General features: G+C 73.9%; 2 protein-coding genes and 1 pseudogene. 1 reads left to right on the forward strand and 2 read right to left on the reverse strand.

Annotated features, from left to right (window positions below):
* Positions 1 to 464, reverse strand: a pseudogene (locus ABYE80_RS18815) (hypothetical protein); the annotation flags it as partial.
* Positions 461 to 1,945, reverse strand: a complete 1,485-nt coding sequence (locus tag ABYE80_RS18820; protein WP_372791852.1) for a hypothetical protein — start codon at positions 1,943 to 1,945, stop codon at positions 461 to 463. The gene ABYE80_RS18820 and the pseudogene ABYE80_RS18815, both read right to left, overlap by 4 nt.
* 248 nt (positions 1,946 to 2,193) lie before the next feature.
* On the opposite strand from ABYE80_RS18820, the gene ABYE80_RS18825 reads away from it, so the two are divergent.
* The coding region (locus tag ABYE80_RS18825; protein WP_372791853.1) for a Kelch repeat-containing protein at positions 2,194 to 3,297 on the forward strand (1,104 nt) is incomplete at its 3' end.

A 3,297-nucleotide genomic window follows, 5' to 3' on the forward strand; every position in this document is an offset into this window, starting at 1 on the left:
CAGGAGATCGTCACCTGGCCCTGCGAAGCGGTGAACGTCCCCACCGTCGCGCGATCCCCGATCGTCACGCTGGAGCCCTGGCGCGACCCGCGAACGCGGACCGAGCGACCGCCTCCGACGAGGACATCGCAGACCGTCGCCGCCACGATCCGCTCGCGGGTGGCCGAGGTGCGGACTCCGTCGAGGTCCAGCCACACGGTGTGCTCGCCGCCGGGACCGGCGAACCGCGTGGCCTGGCCCGGCGGGGACCCCAGCGCGGCCACCGTCCCGGCCGCCAGAGCCTCGTCGCGACCGGGGGCGCCTTCGACCTGCTCGTGGACGAACCACCCGATGCCGCCCAGGCCGACCAGGAGAAGGGCGAACGCGACGACGAGCCACAGCGGATTGCGACGCCGGCGCAGGTGTGCGCCGGGCGCATCGGTCGCCGCGAAGCCGACAGGCGTGACGTCGGGGCCGGGGCTCACCGCTGCGGAGGCCAGCAGTAGCGGTGCGGTGGGATCTTCTCGAAGGGGCTGCCCGATGCCTCGAAGAACGCGGCGACCCGCTCCGCCGTGCGCAGCACCTGGCGCGCACCGCCGGGCAGCCGGTCGAGGTGGTCGACGTTCTCGACCGGCCGACGCGGCGTCATGCCGTTGGCCAGCCGTGCGCTCAGCACCTCGGTCTCGTAGGCGGACCAGCGTGCGCGTCCCTCCTCGTAGACCGCGCTGTCCCGGTAGGCGACCACCAGGCAGGCGCCTCCGGACAGCCGCGCGCGCAGTTCCCCGTCGGCCGAGGGTTGCTTGGTCCCCCGGTTCTTCGACACCGTGCCGATGCCCCGACGGTGGACGTCGCTCAGGTCGCGCGGCCGGTCCTCGGTCACCTGGGCGCTGAAGCAGTCCTGCGGCTGGACGCCGACCACCTCGAGGTAGGAACGCAGCAGCTCCTGCGGGGTCGACGGCAGGTAGGGGAACGGCGACGGCACGAGGAACGGCACGCCGGTCCTCGGCTGCACCGCCTTCTGGATCTCGTGCCAGTTGAGGACCTCGACGTGGATCCCGTCGACCGGCATCGCCGCGATCGGCCGCTGCTCACGAAGCGCCTCGGCGGCGCGGGTCCCGGTCCCCGCCGGCTGGAACACCCGCACGCCCGTGACCTGGGTGACCACGCATTGCCCTGAGTCCTCGCCCCCTCCGTGCGAGGAGATGTCGACCGCGCGCGCGACACCCAGGCAGCGCTCCGGCCCGACGCCGGCCTGCCGCAGGTAGGTGAGCGCGAGGTCCTCGTCCAACGCCTGCGGCTCGCCGACACGGCGCAGGACCCAGCGCTCGGCGGCGTCGAAGGTCACGACCTCGGGCTCCTCGGTGGGAGGCAGCGCCGCCGGCGCGGCGTGGACGATGTCCCACTCGACCACCCGGTTCTTCGCGAACCCCGTGCCGCCGCCGAGATGGTCGGGCACCGGGTAGACCCCGTACACGAGGTCAGGACGCCCGGCCAGCCCGCTGGAGGCGAGGTAGGCCGCGACCTCCTGCGCCTGCGTGCCCGCGCGCGTGGCCATCCGGACCATCTGGACGCCCGGGTGTCCCGAGGCCAGGTACGGCTCGCGCGCGTCGTCGCGCGCGGATCGCTCCTCAGCGGCCTGCTCGTCGCGGTCGAGCGCCCGCGACGGAGCACCGGCAGGTCGTGGCGCGTGATCGGCGGGCAGCGGATCGCGCAGCACCTGCTGGCCGCGTCGGCGCTCGACGGCCTCGTCGATCACCGCCTGTCCGTCGGCCTGCGCTTGCCGTGCCCTGGCCAGGTTGGCCTCGAGCGCCGCCCGCTGCTCGGGCGCCATGGCCGCGAGCTGCTCCTCGGTGAACTCAGGGATCGCGCCGCCTGCGGCCAACGCGTCGCGGCCTGCTTGGATCCCCTGCCGGATCGCCTCCGGGCTCATGGCGTCCTTCATCTGCTTCAGTCGCCGGAAGGCCATGGCGGGATCCTGCCAGCCGCGACCGCGTCAGTCGTCTCAGCTCGGTCTCCGGGCCCCCGAGACACCGGTTCTTGATGCATCGACCGAGCCCGCGTAGTATCGCCACGCCTGGGCCGACGACCGGCGGCACGGGCAATGGACCGCCAGCATGCTGTGGCGCGTCGGGGGCGGGGTCCGAGCCGTGGGTCGGCGATGAGACCGGGCTGCCGCGGACCACTGCATCGCCCGAACCGCAGGAGCCTCCCAGAATGCGCCGAACCCTCTTGTCCCTGCTGACCCTGCTGCTGCTGATGCCGAGCGCGGCGCAGGCGTCGCACACCTCCAGCGGCACCTGGTTTCCCTTCGAGCCGATGGGGTCGCCGCGGGCGTTCCACAGCTCGACCCTGCTCGCCGACGGAGCGGTGCTCGTCGCGGGCGGCCAGAGCTCGTTCTACCGGACGCTCGACACGGCGGAGATCTACGACCCCGAGACCGACGACTGGACGCCCACGGGCTCGATGAGCAGCGCGCGCGCCTTCCACGGCGCGGTCCGCCTGCAGGACGGGCGCGTGCTCGTCCACGACGACGCCGGCGCCGCGGAGCTCTACGACCCGGAGGACGGGGCCTGGACGCCCACCGGCAGTCTGCACGAGGGACGCACGACCTCGACGACCACGCTCCTGAGCGACGGACGGGTGCTCGTGGTCGGCACGTCCTCCGGCCCGCTCGACCTCGGCGAGGAGCCGCCCGCCGACTCCGAGCCTGGCCCCGCGACCGCCGAGACCTACGACCCGCAGACGGGCGTGTGGACGCCGGCCGCCACGAGCGCCGTGGCCCGCGACCTCGTGTTCACGGCGACGCTGCTGCGCGACGGTCGCGTGCTCGTGGCGGGTGGCGGCACCCGGGCCGCGGAGATCTACGACCCGCAGACCGACACCTGGATGCCGACGGCCGACCTGAGCGACGCGCGTGGCGGTCATGTGGCGGTCCGGCTCGACGACGGCAGGGTCCTCGTCGCCGGGGGGGCGGGCGACAGCGGGAACCTCGCGACCGTCGAGATCTACGACCCGGAGACCGGCCGCTGGCAGTCCGCGCCGAGCATGCGTTCCCCGCGTCTCAACGGGAAGGCGGTTCTCCTCGACGACGGCCGGGTGCTGGTCGCCGCCGGGGAGCACGGGTCGCGGCTGACGACCGGCGAGATCTACGACCCCGGGAGCGGCATCTGGACGCCGGCCGGGCCGATGACCGCGGCCCGGTGGGGCGAGGCGTTCACCCTCATGGAGGACACCCGCGTGCTCGCGACCGGCGGCCTGCAGGGCCTCGGACCAGACGACGTCCTCGCCTCCACGGAGGTGTTCGCGCGCAACACGACC

The organism is Paraconexibacter sp. (assembly GCF_041602235.1).
GTDB lineage: Bacteria > Actinomycetota > Thermoleophilia > Solirubrobacterales > Solirubrobacteraceae > Paraconexibacter.

What these genes read in the sequence shown, in the direction of transcription:
- ABYE80_RS18820 (WP_372791852.1), bottom strand. Translation starts at nt 1,945, where the DNA reads ATGGCCTTCCGGCGACTGAAGCAGATGAAGGACGCCATGAGCCCGGAG.